Consider the following 14500-nt stretch of genomic DNA (forward strand, 5'->3'; position numbering starts at 1 on the left):
TAACGACTTGTTAAGCGCGCGCGGACGGTTCGCGTGGCGGTGTGGCGCGCGGGCGACGCGCGGCATCCAGATGCCGCCGCCCGTTAGCGATCGGGTAACCATTCCGGCGCGCTCTGCCCGTTTCGCAGCGATCGGTTATGGACTATCCCGCACTGTGGATTAGGTGCGCGGGGGGCATCACGTCATGGCATTGATCGGACGAAAATCGCGCGCACCGCGGACCAGGCGCAGTCAGGAGGCCTGGCTGATGGCCGACGACAGCTTCGCGTTGCGCCCGTGCAAGGTGATCGACCTCTCCGACGAAGGTGCGCGCCTTGAGTTGGACGAAGCGGAGCGGCTGCCGAAATCGTTCCGGCTGATCTTCTCACGCTCCTCGCGGACCGGGCCGCGTTGCGAGTTGCGCTGGCGGCGCGGCCGCTCGGCGGGCGTGAAATTTATAGCGGCCAAATCCGGATTGTCCGCTGGCAGGTGATCTGCGCCCGCCAGGGACGGCTTGAGCCAAATGGATTCGCTGCAAGCCCCATTGAGTCGGGCAACGCTATTTGCGTTTCGTCGCCTTGCGCTTCTTCGCGGCTTTCTTGACGGTCTTTGTCGTGCGCGTCTTCGCTTGGCGCGTGCCCTTGGTCTCATCCTGGCTGAGCACGGAGGCCGCAAGCTTCATGATATCCTGCCGCGTCGCCTCGGCACCCGCCATGATCTGCGAGGCAAGTCGTGACAATGCGTTGCTCGATTGCTTGGCCATGATGTCTCCTTATCCTGTTCGCCGGCAGCGCCGCGATCGGGAGCCGCTGCGCGGCAAGGAACTCTGAACTACGGCCAAGGTTCCCGCACGAGACGCGTTACGCGTCTCGATCACGCCCATCTCGACCGAAACGAAGAGCAGTCCGCGACGGCGTGCGATCAGTTGATCAGCGACGCCCGCCAGGGCGCATTGCGCACCCAGTTGCAGGTCACGTTGCCGATGATGGTCTTGCGGTCCTTCTGCAGGCGCCCGCTATAGACACATCGCCCCTTCTCCTGATGGCGGAAGACGGTGACGTTGTCGCCATCGATCGAGATATAGAGCTGCGAGGAATCGTAGCCGCCGTTATTGACGTCGCGCCATTCGGCATCGAACAGATTCGAACGGCCGCGCCGCTGCCAGATGCCCTTCCAGTCCTCGCCGCCTTCGTTCGATTGCCAGACCTGGCCGCGCCAGTCGTTGCGCGGACCGGCCGGCAAGCTGTCGCTGATCCTGGCGCTCCATCGGTAACGTCCGCCGACATGATTACATTCATAGGTCCCGGCCGCGCTCAACCCGTCGGCGGCAAGCTGCCCCTCATAGATGCAGACGACATGCGGGAATTTTCGCCGGACCAGGATGCGGCCGTCGCGGATTTCCATTTCCGCCGTCGAGATATCGACCTGAAGACCGTTCGTCGCCTGCGGCCCCCGCGTCGTATCCATGTCGTTTCCGCTGATGGCGTCGAAGGTGTCGCTGGTGCCGCGACGGGTCCAGACACCGCGCCATTTATCATTCTCCTGCACCACCCAGACGCGACCGACCGAACCCTTGCGATCGGCAGGCGCGATAGCCGGTGCCGCCGGCGCCACCATGATCGCCTGCTGCACCGGCTCGCTTTTCGCCGGCCCGCCCCCGCCGCCGCCTTCACCCGGAACAAGATAGATGCGGCCACCGCGCGTCTGATCGTAATAGGCCGGATTCTGCTGGTGATTGATGGTCTCCGCCAGCCCGGCGACTTCCTGCCGGACATCGATGACGAGATCGGCGAGATGCACGCCCTTGCGCTTCAGCGCGGGCGCCATGGCGCGGGTGAAGACGGAGTTGGGCGACGCGTCGTTGCCGCCCAGCGAATCGAGCGCTGTCTGACCGAACCCGGCGCTGTAGATCGCGAACACACCTTCGGCCTCGGCGCTGCGTGCGAGCCCCTTCGCCGATCCGGCCGATCGCGTCAGCCCCGGCTGCCTGAATGGATTGTCGCGGCAGGCATCCAGCATCAGCACCGCGACCCTCGCCTTGCGATCCTGGATATCGGCGATGATATCGGCCTCGCCGATCGCCATCGCCCACACGCGCGCCTCCTCGCCGGGATTCGCGGTGCGCACGTCGGATGGCAGAAGATAATTGCCGCCACCGATCGCAACGCCATGGCCTGCGTAGAACAAAAGCGCAGTGTCGCCGGGCTTGATGCGCTGTGTGAAAGCGAAAATGCGGTCGATCATGCTCTGACGATCGAGATTCTCTCCGAGAATGACCGAGAAGCCGATCGCTTCCAGCGCCTCACCCATGGTGCGCGCGTCATTGACGGCTTTTCCCAGTTGCTGGTCGGCGCCGAGATTGGGGTAGGAATCGTTGCCGATCACCAGGGCGATCCGGTCGGCATGCGCGGCCCCGGTAAGGACAAACAGTCCAAACATCGCGCAAAGCCATCGCCGCATCCTTTCACTCCCTTCGGTCTCGTCTCAGCAAGCAGCCAAAAGGTTCAAAAATGCGGAGGTCGGCAAACGCGCAAGATGATCTGCAAAAGCGAAAGATGAAATGAAAAGCCCCCGGGCGATCGTCGCGCCGGGGGCCGCAGCATTCAGTGGAATTCAGGCCTTCAGGCTGTCGGGAACCTTGCCGCCGTTTTCGGCCAGCTTGGTCATGACCTGCTTGTGCAGCCAGATATTCATCTTGGCGGAGTCGTTCATGTCGCCGGTATAGCCAAGCTCCTTGGCCAGCTCCTGACGGTTCTTGAGGCTCGAATCGAGGTCGAGAACCTTCATCAGGTCGACGATCGACTTCTTCCAGTCGAGCTTCTCTTTCTTCTGGGCGGCCAGACCCGACACCACCTTATCCACGTCGACCTGGGCCATGCCCGCGCCGCCGCCAGCCGGCACGGCCGCCGAGCCGCTACCCGCCGCCGGGCTCGATCCAAGTCCAATGGCCGACAAGATTTTTCCGAAAATGCTCATCTACTTCCTCCTGCTTGCACGTCGCCTACCGAACACCGTGTTCTCATCGAGCAAGCGCTCCAGGGACCGGCGGCACTCTAGTGGCAATTTTCGTCCGAGTCGCCGAAATGGGACGCTGAAATTGTTGTGTAACGAGACATTGAAGGCCCGATGACGGATAGTCGCGCGGCAATGGTGCTATCTTACGGTTCGCCCGCACGGAACTCTTGATCGCTGAAATAAGTCAGCGAATTGAACAGGTTAACGAGGGACTACCAAAGCGTATCTGCGATTGCTCGCTTGCTATCCGTTCATCAGCGCCTTAATAAGGTCATTGCTTACGGTTCGCACCGTTTCGGCCGTGCCGCGTTCAGGCACCGGCACGCTCACCTCGAAGACCGCGCCGGCATGAGGGTCCGGACGCAGAGCTGGTGGGCGTAAGGGCTCAACCCGACCCACTGCCACGCGCAGGCGGCGGACGGCCCGATCAGCTGGTGTCAGCGAGTTTTGTGTGTCTTGGGACCCAGCGCAGACGTTGGCGATGGGATCGCAAGGACGGCGGAAACCGGTGCCAGTTCATTTTGGGCGCCATGCGAAAGCGCAAGCGAGAACAACGAATTGCGGCCGCACCGACAAGAGCGGCCGCCCGCCACGGGTTTTGAAGTGATGGCGCAGGTGGAAGCCAGGGGCAGTTCTCCGAGACGCGGATCCGTCCGCGATCACGAGACCGGTCCGCGCATGGTCGCAAGACCCACTCATTCACGCACACCATTCCCCGGATGCTCGCGCCGCGTTTCGACGCGCGAATTCCGCCTGACGGACGCAGCGCCGCCCGGGGTCAAGAGAACATTCGATGTCCAACAAAATGCTGATCGACGCGACCCATCCGGAAGAGACCCGGGTGGTCGTCCTGCGCGGCAATCGTGTCGAGGAATTCGACTTTGAGAGCGCAAGCCGCAAACAGCTTCGCGGCAATATCTATCTGGCCAAGGTCACGCGCGTAGAGCCGTCACTGCAGGCTGCCTTCGTCGATTACGGCGGCAACCGGCACGGCTTTCTCGCCTTTTCGGAAATCCATCCGGATTATTACCAGATCCCGGTCGCCGACCGGCAAGCGCTGCTCGATGACGAGAAGCGTGCGCATCGTGACGAAGACGACAATGGCGGCGAGCAGCGCCGCGGCGGCGGACGGCGCGGCGGACGCAATCGCGGACGCGGCGCAGGCCGCAACCGCGGTCGCGATGTCGTAAAAAGCGATGTGGTCGCCTCCCCCGAGGACGGCGACACGCCGCAATCCGCGACAGACGAGGTCAACCAGTCGATCGCGCAAGCTCCGGCCGAGCATCTGCATGGCGACCATGCCCCGAGCGACCATGAAGCGCGCGGCCACGAGACCGCCGACGAAGCCGCGGCCATGGGCGGCGACGCCGCTGACGCGGCCGGCGAGCAAGCCGCGGCGAATCCGGTCGAGGCCAAGGTCGAGAGCCCGGCTGACCCCGAGCCGGTGGTCGAGACAAGGTCCGCCTCTTCCGATCTGGTGGAAGCGATTGCCGAAGCCGAGCCGCAGGACCTGGCTGCGCATCGGGACGACGTCACCGATCAGGACGCCGCTCATCACGACGACGCCACCCAGCCGGACGAAAATCGGTCCGGCGACGGCAACGGACAAGCGGCCAGCGACGATGTCGGCGAAGAGGATTCCGACGAAGCCGACGACGACGAGGAAGAGGAAGAAGAGATCGTCGAGTCGGTCGGCGGCGACGCCATCGAGGAGGTGATGGAGCGCGCACCGCGCTATCGCCGCCACTACAAGATCCAGGAAGTGATCAAGCGGCGCCAGGTCATGCTGGTGCAGGTCGTAAAGGAAGAACGCGGCACCAAGGGTGCGGCGCTCACCACCTATCTGTCGCTCGCCGGCCGCTATTCGGTGCTGATGCCGAACACCGCGCGCGGCGGGGGCATCTCCCGCAAGGTCACCAATGCGGAAGACCGCCGCAACATGAAGGAGATTGCCGAGGAACTCGAGGTGCCGGAGGGCATGGGCGTGATCCTGCGCACCGCAGGCGCCTCGCGGACCAAGCTCGAGGTCAAGCGCGACTTCGAATATCTGCTGCGACTGTGGGAGACGGTGCGCGATCTCACACTGAAATCGAGTGCTCCGACCCTCGTCTACGAGGAAGGCTCGCTGGTGAAGCGGGCCATCCGCGATCTCTATCACAAGGACATCGAGGAGATCGTGGTCGAGGGCGAAGGCGCCTATCGCGAAGCGAAAGACTTCATGCGCATGCTGATGCCGAGCGCGGTCAAGAACGTGCTGTCATACAGCGACGCGCAGCCGATCTTCACCCGCTACGGCATCGAGTCACAGCTCGATGCGATGTTCCAGCCGACGGTGCAGCTCAAGTCCGGCGGCTATGTCGTGATCAACCAGACCGAAGCGCTGGTCGCGATCGACGTGAACTCGGGCCGCGCGACCAGAGAACATTCGATCGAGGAGACCGCGACCAAGACCAACAGCGAGGCCGCGGCGGAAATCGCCCGCCAGCTCCGGCTGCGCGATCTGGCCGGCCTGATCGTGATCGACTTCATCGACATGGAAGAAGGCCGCAACAATCGTGCGGTCGAACGCAAGATGAAGGAAGCCCTGAAGAGCGACCGCGCTCGCATCCAGGTCGGCCGCATCTCGCATTTCGGCCTGCTCGAAATGTCGCGCCAGCGCATCCGCTCGTCGGTGCTGGAAAGCTCGACCGAGGTCTGCTCGCATTGCGGCGGCACCGGGCATGTTCGCTCGGTATCGTCGGTGGCGCTGCAGCTCGTTCGCGCAGTGGAAGAAACCCTGCTGAAGGGCGCCACGCACAACCTGATCGTCCGCTCGCGATCCGAGGTCGCGATCTACGTGCTCAACCACAAGCGCGCCCATCTGCGCATGCTCGAGGAGCGGTTCAAGATTTCGATTGCCGTGAATGTCGACCCGACTTTGACCGGGCATCCTGCCTTCGCCATCGATCGCGGCGAGCAGATCATGTCGATCGATCAGGCCAGGGCGATCGCCGCCACCATCCGTCCGGACACGATCCCGGCCTATGAGGGCGAGTCGCCGGAAGACATGGGTGACGACCTGCTCGACGAGATTGAAGCCGAGGGCGAGGAGGTTTCGTCCGGCGAGACCGCCGACGCCGCCGAAGTCAGCGAGGAGGGCCGCGGCCGCCGGAAGCGGCGGCGCGGACGGCGCGGGCGCGGTCGCGATGGCGAGCCGCGCGAGCAGGTCGAGAGTCCGGATCTCGCTGCCGCCGGCCCCGACTCCGACGACGCAGCCGAATCCGGCGATGCGGAATCCGACGACAGCGACGGCGATACCGAAACGGTGTCTGCGAACGGCGATGGCGACAAGCGCCGCAGGCGGCGCGGACGCCGCGGCGGACGCCGCAATCGCAGGGGCCGCGAGGACGACGGCGACGAGATCGCAACGTCCGATGGCGGGCACGCGGTCGAAGGCGACGCGATCGTGGCGCGACAGGATGTGAACGGCTCTGACGAAGGCGGCCGGGACGACAGCGGCCGCGACGATCGCGGTCAGGACAAGCCGCAGCCCATCGTCGTGAACGAAGCCGCGCCGCCGGAAACCAAGCCTGCTCCGGTTGCGGCGGCCAGCGCTGCGCCCGCGCAACCTGCGGCCTCGCCCGAACCGGCCGCCGAAGCGACGCCACGCCGCCGGTCGACCGTGCGCGAAGCGCCACCGGCCTACACCTCGATCGACGACCCGGCCTATACGCCGCAGACCCCGCCTCCTCCGCCGGCACCGCCGGTCGCAGCGGCGGAGCCGGCGCCAACCGAGGCTGAGGCCGACAAGCCGCGGCGCCGGGGCTGGTGGTCGTTGCGCGGCTGATCCCGGAAGCGGATCTCGGACCCGGATCGCGAACGCGGAGCGGCACATGAAAAGCGCGTGGGCTGATTCCGACGCGCAGGCCCTGGTCGCGCGTTACCAGGCGAACGGTATCGCGGCCGACCTTGCACTGCGCGTCTACACGACGCGCCTGCTCGGCTGCGATCCGAAGCTCGTGCTGCATGGCGGCGGCAATACCTCGGTCAAGACAACGCTCACCGATCTCAACGGCGAGCGCGTCGATGTCCTGTGCGTCAAGGGCTCCGGCTGGGACATGGGGCGGATCGAGCCGGCGGGTCTGCCCGCCGTCCGACTCGACAATCTGCGCAAGACCCGATCCCGCGACGCGATGTCCGACGAGGACATGGTGCGCATCCAGCGCGCCAACCTGATCGATCCGATGGCGCCCAATCCATCGGTCGAGACATTGCTGCACGCCTTCCTGCCCCACACATTCGTCGACCATACCCATGCCACCGCGGTGCTCGGTCTGGTCGATCAGGCCAACAGCCGCGAGCTGTGCGCGGAGGTCTATGGCGCGCGCATGGGCTTCGTGCGCTACATCATGCCCGGCTTCGCGCTTGCAAAGGAAGCGGCCGACGTATTCGACGCCGACCCGAGCGTTGAGGGACTGATCCTCGACAAGCACGGGCTGTTCACCTTCGGTGACACCGCACGCGAGGCCTATGAGCGCATGATCGAGATGGTCACGCTCGCGGAGGAGCGGCTGCGCAAGGACCGCAGGACGGTGTTCGTGCGCGCGCCGTTGCCGCAGCGCGCCGGCACGCTGTCCGAGGTCGCGCCGATCCTGCGCGGCGCTGTAGCCCTCCCCGACCCCAACGCTGCCGGTGCATGGAAGCGGCTGATCCTCGAATTCCGGACCAGCGATGCGATCGAGAAATTCGTCAATGGTGCCGATGTCGCGCGCTATGCCCGCGCGGGCGTGATCACGCCGGATCACACCATCCGCACCAAGAACTGGCCGATGATCGCGCCCGCACCGGATGCCGACCGGCTTGCCGAGTTTGGCGACCGAACGCGTCAGGCCGCATCCGATTTCGCCGACCGCTACCGCGCGTATTTCGAACGCAACAACGACCGCGTCCGCGGAACGAAAACCATGCTCGATCCGGCGCCGCGCGTCGTTTTGGTGCCGGGCCTGGGATTGTTCGGACTGGGCCGAACGCGGAAAGACGCCCGCGTCGCCGCCGATCTGGCCGAAGCCGCGGTCGAGGCCATCACCGAAGCCGAAGCGATCGGCCGCTTCTCGCCGATCGGCGAAGCCGACATGTTCGACGTCGAATACTGGTCGCTCGAACAGGCCAAGCTCGGCGGCGCGAAAGAATTGCCGCTGGCCGGGCAGATCGCCGTCATCACCGGCGCCGCCGGCGCGATCGGCTTTGCGACCGCAAAAGCCTTCGCCGCAGCCGGCGCCGAAATCGCGCTGCTCGATGTCGACGGCGCCGCACTGGTCGAGGCGGCCAAGGCATTCGGCGGCACGGCGCTCTCGGTGCGCTGCGATGTCACCGACGATGCCTCGGTGCGCAGCGCCTTCGACCGGATTGTGGAGACCTTCGGCGGCGTCGACATCCTGGTGTCGAATGCGGGCGCGGCGTTTCAGGGGCGCATCGGGTTGGTCGACGATGCAACGCTGCGCCAGAGCTTCGAGCTCAATTTCTTCTCGCATCAGCGGGTGGCGCAGAATGCGGTGCGCATCATGCTGGCACAGGGCACCGGCGGGTGCCTGCTGTTCAACGCCTCGAAACAGGCGATCAATCCCGGACCGGATTTCGGCCCCTACGGCTTACCGAAGGCGGCGACACTGTTTCTGGCGCGGCAATATGCACTCGACCACGGCGCCGACGGCATCCGCTCGAACGCGGTCAATGCCGACCGCATCCGGTCGGGCCTCTTGACCGGCGACTTCATCAAGGAGCGCTCGGCCGCGCGCGGTGTGAGCGAAGCGGATTACATGGCGGGCAACCTGCTGCGCCGCGAGGTCACCGCCGAGGACGTGGCACAGGCGTTCCTGCATCAGGCACTGGCGCTGAAGACCACCGCCGACGTGACCACGGTCGATGGCGGCAATATCGCTGCGGCGCTGCGATAAGTTTTTCCGGCGATCCGCCGGGTGCGGGAACAATCGGCACCAATCAGCCTCGAGATTGGACGGTTCTGCTCTTTCGCGAAACCTCATCGCCGCCTAAATTGATGCTGACACACCGCCGGGATGACAATCATGACGCAACTTGCAACGCGGCCCGCAGAAATCCCCTCGATCGAGGCGACACTGAATTACATCAAGAACGACGGTCAGAAGATCGTGGTCGAACCGGTCGGCGGCGGCTCGACCGAGATGAAGACACTCGGCACGCTCGACCCACATTCCGTTCTCATCCGCAACGGCCGGAAGTTCGAGACGTCGCTGGACGGCGAAGGCTTTCTGCTCGCCTGGCATGAGACCGCGGTGACGGATTTCTTCGACGAAGCGCAGGTTCGCGACGTGTATTATCGGGAGATGATCGATCTCATCAAGAAACAGAGCGGCGCGAAGCGCGTCGTGGTGTTCGATCATACGCTGCGTACCGCCGACGAGTCCGACCGCGCCGCCCGCAAGATCCGCGAAGTCGTGCCGCGCGTGCATAACGATTATACCGAATGGTCCGGACCGGACCGCGTGCGCGATCTGTTACCCGACGAAGCCGACAAACTGCTGGCCGGGCACTTCGCCATCATCCAGGTGTGGCGGCCGATCCGCTATCCGGTCGAGACATTTCCGCTGGCGCTGTGCGATGCACAGACGATTTCCCCGGACGATCTGATCGTCACCGAACGGCGTCATCCGAACCGCATCGGCCAGACCTATTCCATCAGCTACAATCCCGATCATCAATGGTTCTGGTTTCCGCAGCAGCGGCGCGAGGAAGCGATCGTGTTCAAGGTCTATGACTCGCTGAAGGACGGGCGCGCGCGCTGGAGCGCCCATACCGCCTTCGACGATCCGACCGCAGCACCGGATGCGCGGCCGCGCGAAAGCATCGAGATCAGGACGCTGGCGTTTTTCTGACGCGGGTCCCCGGTTATTTCCCGTAGATCACGCCGGGAAGCCAGGTGGCGAACTGCGGGAACGCCCAGAGGATCGCGAGGCAAACGATCTGCAGGCCGACGAAGGGCACGATGCCACGATAGATGTGTGCCGTCGTCACCTCCGGCGGGGCGACGCCGCGCAGGAAGAATAGCGAAAATCCGAATGGCGGGGTCAGATAGCTGGTCTGCAGATTGACCGCGAGCATGATCGACAGCCAGACCGGATCGACGTCCATGTTCAGCAGCACTGGCGCCGAGATTGGCACCACGATGAACAGGATCTCGAACGTGTCGAGGAACATGCCAAGGACGAACACGATCGCCATCACGATGAAGACGGCGCCATGCGCGCCGCCCGGCATTGCGGCTAGAAACTCCGCGACAATCGCCTCGCCACCGAGCCGGGTAAACACCAGCGAGAACACGGTGGCGCCAAGGAAGATCACGAACACCATGACCGTAAGATTGAGCGACTGCTGAGCGACCCCGGTCAGAACGCGAAGAAATTCACGACGTGTGTCGCGCGCGAGCAGGATCGACAGAAGCGTGCCCGCCATCAGCAGCATTGAGCCGGTCAGCACCCCCTTCGCCCCCGACAGCAAGGCCAGGATCACCAGTAGCGCCACGGTTCCGATCCAGTACCAGAACAGGGCGCGCTCGACGCGCTCCTCGGGCAGCCGCTGCGCGAAGGAATTACCGATCATCCGCACCATGGTGAGCAGGATCGCGCCCATCGCGCCGACCGATGCCGCCTCGGTCGGTGTGGCGACGCCTGCGATGATCGAACCCAGCACGGCGACGATCAGCAGCAGCGTGGGCGCCAGCGCCACCACCACCTTGCGATAGAGGCCGGGTGAACGAGCGACCACCATCGGCGGCGCGGAATTGGGGCGCAGGATGATCATGACGATGACCCACAGCGCATAAAGACCGGTGAGGATCAGCCCCGGAATGAAAGCCCCGGCAAACAGGTCGCCGACCGACAGGGTCGCGGGGACGAAATTGCCCTTGGCCAGTTGCACCTGGCTGTTGGCGGTCTGCATGATGACCGCGAGGAAGACCAGCACGGTGGACGGCGGAATGATCTGCGCCAACGTCCCGGTCGCACAGATCAGTCCGGAAGCGAGTTGCTTGTCGTATCCGGTGCGCAGCATCGCCGGCAGCGATATCAGCGCCATGGTGGTGACGGTGGCGCCGACAATGCCGGTGGAGGCGGCCAGCAAGGCGCCGACCGCGATCACCGCGAAAGCCAGTCCGCCCGGGAGGCGGCCGAACAATTCACCCAGGGTACGCAGGAGATCCTCGGCGATCCCCGACCGCTCGAGCATCACGCCCATATAGATGAAGAGCGGCACCGCGATCAGCACCTCATTGTTGAGGATGCCCCAATAGCGCAGCGGCAGCGCGTTGAAATAGCTGAGGTCGAACGCGCCGAACCAATGGCCGATGACACCGAAGGCGAAGCCGGTACCGGCCAAAGTGAACACGACCGGATAGCCCATCATCAGCGCCGCGATCACCGCGACGAACATGACGATGCTCAGGATCTCGCCGATCAGCAAGGCTTCCATCAGGCGCCGCCCGCTGCGTCCGGCGCCCGTCCGTCATCCGTGGCGGGCGACAGAATGGTGGCGAGCGAGCGGGCGAGCATGCTCACACCTTGCAATCCGACCGCGAACACGAAGACCAGCAACGTGCCTTTCAGAAGCCACAGCCACGGCAGCCCGGTATCCTGCTGCGAGGCCTCGTTCATCATCATCGAGGTACGAAAGAACGACCAGCCGGCCACCGCCATCATGTAAAGAAACGGCGCCATCAGGAAAATCGTGCCCAGCAGATCGACCCAGGCCCGGCCGCGCTTCGACAACCGCGCATAGACCATGTCGACCCGCACGAAGCCGCCCTTCAGGAGCACATAGCCCGCGCCCATGGTGATGGCGATGACATGGGTCCAGGCATAAAGCTCCTGTAGCCAGATCAGCCCGACATGCATGGCGTAGCGCAGATAGACGGTGGCGAAGCAGATCACCACGGTGGCCAGCGTGAGCCAGGCCACGACCTTGCCGATGGCGGCGGTCACCTGATCGATGCGGTCCGCGACAGCATTGAGCCATCGCGGACCATTGCCGGCAGAGGAAGGACCGGCAGGCAAATCAGACATAAGGGAAGTCGAGGCCACGCGCATTAGCCAGCGCACGGTTGGACAGATCGGTGAGCTGGATCATGGTTTTGCGTGCGGCGAAATGCGAGTCCCAGACCTTCTTGCCGAACGCGTCGAGCTTCTCGCGCTCTTCCCTGAGAAGCTGACCGGCTGCCGTGCCCAGCGCCACCAGCACTTCATCCGGCAGCTTGCGGGCCTCAACGCCATGCTTGGACTTCAGCGTGTTGAGCGCATTGGCGTTGAGCCAGTTATATTCCGCGGTCATGTCCTGATGGCTGGCCTGCGCGGCGACGGCGATCACCCGCTTCAGCGAGTCGGGCAACGCGTCGTATTTCGCCTTGCTCACCAGCATCTGCTGGATCGCGCCCTGCTTGTGCACGCCGGGCCAGTAATAATATTTGCAGACCTGATGGAAGCCGAGCGCCATGTCATTGGCGGGGCCGGTGAAGTCGGTCGCATCGAGCGCGCCGGATTGCAAAGCGGCGAACACGTCGCCCGGCGCCATCACGGTCGGCACCGCACCCACTTTCCGGATCATCTCGGCGCCGAGACCGGGCATGCGCATCTTCACGCCCTTGAGGTCGTCGACGCTCTTGATCTCCTTCTTGAACCAGCCGAACGGCGGCGTATCGATATTGCCGACGGCGAACGCCTTGAGCCCGAAATTGGCTGTCAGCTCGTCCCACATCGCCTGTCCACCGCCGTAATCGAGCCAGGCGATGTGTTCGACATAGGTCATGCCGAACGGCACGGAGAAGAAGTAACCGAACGCGCGGTTCTTGCCGAGATGGAAGCCCGGGGTGTCATGCGACATTTCCGCGGTGCCGTTCTGCACCGCTTCGAAGGTCTGCAGGCCGGGTACTAGTTCGCCGGCGGCGAAGACCTTCACCGACAATTTGCCGTCGGACATCTGGGTGATGCGCTGCGCCAGCCGCTCTGCGCCGGTGCCGAGCCCCGGCAGGCCCTTCGGCCATGCGGTGACCATGCGCCATTCCATCTTGCCCTGCGCGATGGCAGGCGCAGCAAGCGTGGTCGCCCCGGCCGCGCCGGCGGCGAGACCCGCAAGCATTCTGCGGCGATCGACCTTGTTCGAAACGGTCGGCTTCGTCATCGTTACAACTCCTGACATAAAGACAGGCAAGCAGCCGCGCGCCGGCGCACGCGGCGACGTGCCGGGTTAAGCGGCGTTGGCTTTCGGAGCGGCCTTCGGCTCGGGGTAGACCACCTCGCCGGTCTGTGCGTCGCAGACCGCGAAGGTGGTGAAGTATTCGATGTCGGGATACTCGCCGTAGCGCTCGACGATGCCGTCGAGCCACGGGCCGGTATAAAAGGCGCGCGCGTCCTCGATCGACTCCCATTGATAGACGCCGCCGGCAATGCCGTTCTCGGCCCAGATGAATTGTTTGCGGATCAGCCCCTTCACCCCGCCGAAGCCCGGCGCGATCTTGTGAAAATGAGCCAGGCAATCGGCGCGCTTGATGGAAGCGGGCAACTGGTAGCGAACAATCGCAGTGATCATCCGGACGTCCTTTCCTGTACGCGGCTGGCCGGTTGCAGGCAGCCCTGCACGGCCCATGCCAGTTCGTATACGATTTTTTACCGCGGCTCGGAACGCCTCTCGCTCACCTCGTCCACACGGCCCATTCTTCCAACAATATGGACAAAACCCAAGACGCCGCTATCCTGATCTTGAGACCGGGCGTGGAAGAATTATACGATTTTGCCTGGGTTTGGAGCATGAACGTGCCACGCAGCTCTGCCTCCCCTGCCGAAAGGAACGGCGGTCAGCCGCTTTTGGAGGCAAAGCCGGATAGCTTGCTTTCGCGTCTGCGGCACGAGATCCTGCGCGGCGAGGTCGGCCCGGGTTCGCCGCTGCGCCAGGACGAAATCGCGGCCCGGCACGGCGTCAGCAAAATCCCGGTTCGTGAGGCGTTGCTTCAGCTGGCCGCCGAGGGCTTGGTCACGGCCCATCCCAATCGCGGGTTTACGGTCTCGCAGCTCAGCCCGCAGGAGGCCGAGGAGATTCTGGAAATCCGTGCGGTGCTCGAATGCGAGACGGTGCGGATCGCCATGCCCCGTCTGACGGATGCCGAAATCGCCCACGCGGCGCGCATCCTCGATCAGGCCGAGGAGACCGAAGCCCTGGATCGGTGGAGCGACCTCAACTGGGAATTCCACGCCACGCTCTACAGACCGGCCGGGCGCAAGCGCCTGCTCGACCTGATCCGGCAGGTCTCCTACCCGACGGATCGCTATATCCGGGTGCTGATCGCCAACGCCAATTACCGCGGGCGGGCCGAACGCGAGCATCGCGCCATCCTGTCGGCCTGCGAGATGCGAAACGCGGACGCCGCCGCGGCATTGCTCAACCAACACATCCGGCAGACCGGCGTGCTGCTGGCGGCGTTCCTGCAGGAGCAGGCCGCGACGTAAGT

Annotated in this window: 12 protein-coding genes; 5 read left to right on the forward strand and 7 right to left on the reverse strand. The window is 64.4% G+C overall.

Annotated features, from left to right (window positions below; translation table 11 throughout):
• Positions 1-247: 247 nt before the first annotated feature.
• On the forward strand, positions 248-472 hold the full coding sequence (locus AC5I5I_RS17705; RefSeq protein WP_495975237.1) for a PilZ domain-containing protein: 225 nt from the start codon (positions 248-250) through the stop codon (positions 470-472).
• A gap of 66 nt (positions 473-538) precedes the next feature.
• On the opposite strand, the gene AC5I5I_RS17710 is transcribed toward AC5I5I_RS17705, so the two are convergent.
• The 3 genes from AC5I5I_RS17710 to AC5I5I_RS17720 all read right to left on the reverse strand — a co-directional run bounded on the left by AC5I5I_RS17710 (position 539) and on the right by AC5I5I_RS17720 (position 2955).
• Positions 539-742 (reverse strand): hypothetical protein, encoded by a 204-nt coding sequence (locus AC5I5I_RS17710; RefSeq protein WP_495975238.1) that lies wholly within the window; start codon positions 740-742, stop codon positions 539-541.
• A 158-nt stretch (positions 743-900) separates the two neighbouring features.
• A complete protein-coding gene (locus tag AC5I5I_RS17715) occupies positions 901-2439 on the reverse strand; it encodes a caspase family protein (RefSeq protein ID WP_495975239.1) in 1539 nt (512 codons plus the stop codon).
• Positions 2440-2592: 153 nt separating this feature from the next.
• The gene (locus AC5I5I_RS17720; RefSeq protein ID WP_495975240.1) at positions 2593-2955 is read right to left on the reverse strand and encodes a DUF3597 domain-containing protein; all 363 of its coding nucleotides are present in this window, start codon (positions 2953-2955) and stop codon (positions 2593-2595) included.
• An 832-nt stretch (positions 2956-3787) separates the two neighbouring features.
• Between AC5I5I_RS17720 and AC5I5I_RS17725 the strand changes: the two genes are divergently transcribed.
• From AC5I5I_RS17725 to AC5I5I_RS17735, 3 genes are all read left to right on the forward strand, one after another.
• Positions 3788-6820, forward strand: coding sequence for an Rne/Rng family ribonuclease (locus AC5I5I_RS17725; protein WP_495975241.1), 3033 nt, complete (start codon positions 3788-3790; stop codon positions 6818-6820).
• A 46-nt stretch (positions 6821-6866) separates the two neighbouring features.
• Positions 6867-8927, forward strand: a complete 2061-nt coding sequence (locus tag AC5I5I_RS17730; RefSeq protein ID WP_495975242.1) for a bifunctional aldolase/short-chain dehydrogenase — start codon at positions 6867-6869, stop codon at positions 8925-8927.
• Between the two features lie 129 nt (positions 8928-9056).
• Positions 9057-9884 (forward strand): CmcJ/NvfI family oxidoreductase, encoded by an 828-nt coding sequence (locus tag AC5I5I_RS17735; RefSeq protein WP_495975243.1) that lies wholly within the window; start codon positions 9057-9059, stop codon positions 9882-9884.
• A 13-nt stretch (positions 9885-9897) separates the two neighbouring features.
• Here the strand turns inward: AC5I5I_RS17735 and AC5I5I_RS17740 are convergent, their stop codons facing one another.
• From AC5I5I_RS17740 to AC5I5I_RS17755, 4 genes are all read right to left on the reverse strand, one after another.
• Positions 9898-11475: a TRAP transporter large permease gene (locus tag AC5I5I_RS17740; protein WP_495975244.1), complete on the reverse strand. Its 1578-nt coding sequence runs from the start codon at positions 11473-11475 to the stop codon at positions 9898-9900.
• The gene (locus AC5I5I_RS17745) at positions 11475-12065 is read right to left on the reverse strand and encodes a TRAP transporter small permease subunit (protein ID WP_495975245.1); all 591 of its coding nucleotides are present in this window, start codon (positions 12063-12065) and stop codon (positions 11475-11477) included. Before AC5I5I_RS17745 ends, AC5I5I_RS17740 begins: the two co-directional genes overlap by 1 nt.
• Positions 12058-13176: a TRAP transporter substrate-binding protein gene (locus AC5I5I_RS17750; protein WP_495975246.1), complete on the reverse strand. Its 1119-nt coding sequence runs from the start codon at positions 13174-13176 to the stop codon at positions 12058-12060. Before AC5I5I_RS17750 ends, AC5I5I_RS17745 begins: the two co-directional genes overlap by 8 nt.
• A 66-nt stretch (positions 13177-13242) precedes the next feature.
• Positions 13243-13584, reverse strand: coding sequence for a hypothetical protein (locus AC5I5I_RS17755; protein WP_495975247.1), 342 nt, complete (start codon positions 13582-13584; stop codon positions 13243-13245).
• Between the two features lie 218 nt (positions 13585-13802).
• Here AC5I5I_RS17755 and AC5I5I_RS17760 point away from each other — a divergent pair, with 218 nt between their 5' ends.
• The gene (locus tag AC5I5I_RS17760) at positions 13803-14498 is read left to right on the forward strand and encodes a GntR family transcriptional regulator (RefSeq protein WP_495975248.1); all 696 of its coding nucleotides are present in this window, start codon (positions 13803-13805) and stop codon (positions 14496-14498) included.
• Positions 14499-14500: the final 2 nt, after the last annotated feature.

It is taken from the genome of Pseudorhodoplanes sp. (assembly GCF_059499825.1).

Coding starts and splice junctions, on each gene's coding strand:
- AC5I5I_RS17755 (WP_495975247.1), bottom strand. CDS start 13,584: ATGATCACTGCGATTGTTCGCTACCAGTTGCCCGCTTCCATCAAGCGC.
- AC5I5I_RS17705 (WP_495975237.1), top strand. CDS start 248: ATGGCCGACGACAGCTTCGCGTTGCGCCCGTGCAAGGTGATCGACCTC.
- AC5I5I_RS17710 (WP_495975238.1), bottom strand. CDS start 742: ATGGCCAAGCAATCGAGCAACGCATTGTCACGACTTGCCTCGCAGATC.
- AC5I5I_RS17715 (WP_495975239.1), bottom strand. CDS start 2,439: ATGCGGCGATGGCTTTGCGCGATGTTTGGACTGTTTGTCCTTACCGGG.
- AC5I5I_RS17740 (WP_495975244.1), bottom strand. CDS start 11,475: ATGGAAGCCTTGCTGATCGGCGAGATCCTGAGCATCGTCATGTTCGTC.
- AC5I5I_RS17750 (WP_495975246.1), bottom strand. CDS start 13,176: ATGACGAAGCCGACCGTTTCGAACAAGGTCGATCGCCGCAGAATGCTT.
- AC5I5I_RS17725 (WP_495975241.1), top strand. CDS start 3,788: ATGTCCAACAAAATGCTGATCGACGCGACCCATCCGGAAGAGACCCGG.
- AC5I5I_RS17745 (WP_495975245.1), bottom strand. CDS start 12,065: ATGTCTGATTTGCCTGCCGGTCCTTCCTCTGCCGGCAATGGTCCGCGA.
- AC5I5I_RS17720 (WP_495975240.1), bottom strand. CDS start 2,955: ATGAGCATTTTCGGAAAAATCTTGTCGGCCATTGGACTTGGATCGAGC.
- AC5I5I_RS17735 (WP_495975243.1), top strand. CDS start 9,057: ATGACGCAACTTGCAACGCGGCCCGCAGAAATCCCCTCGATCGAGGCG.
- AC5I5I_RS17730 (WP_495975242.1), top strand. CDS start 6,867: ATGAAAAGCGCGTGGGCTGATTCCGACGCGCAGGCCCTGGTCGCGCGT.
- AC5I5I_RS17760 (WP_495975248.1), top strand. CDS start 13,803: ATGAACGTGCCACGCAGCTCTGCCTCCCCTGCCGAAAGGAACGGCGGT.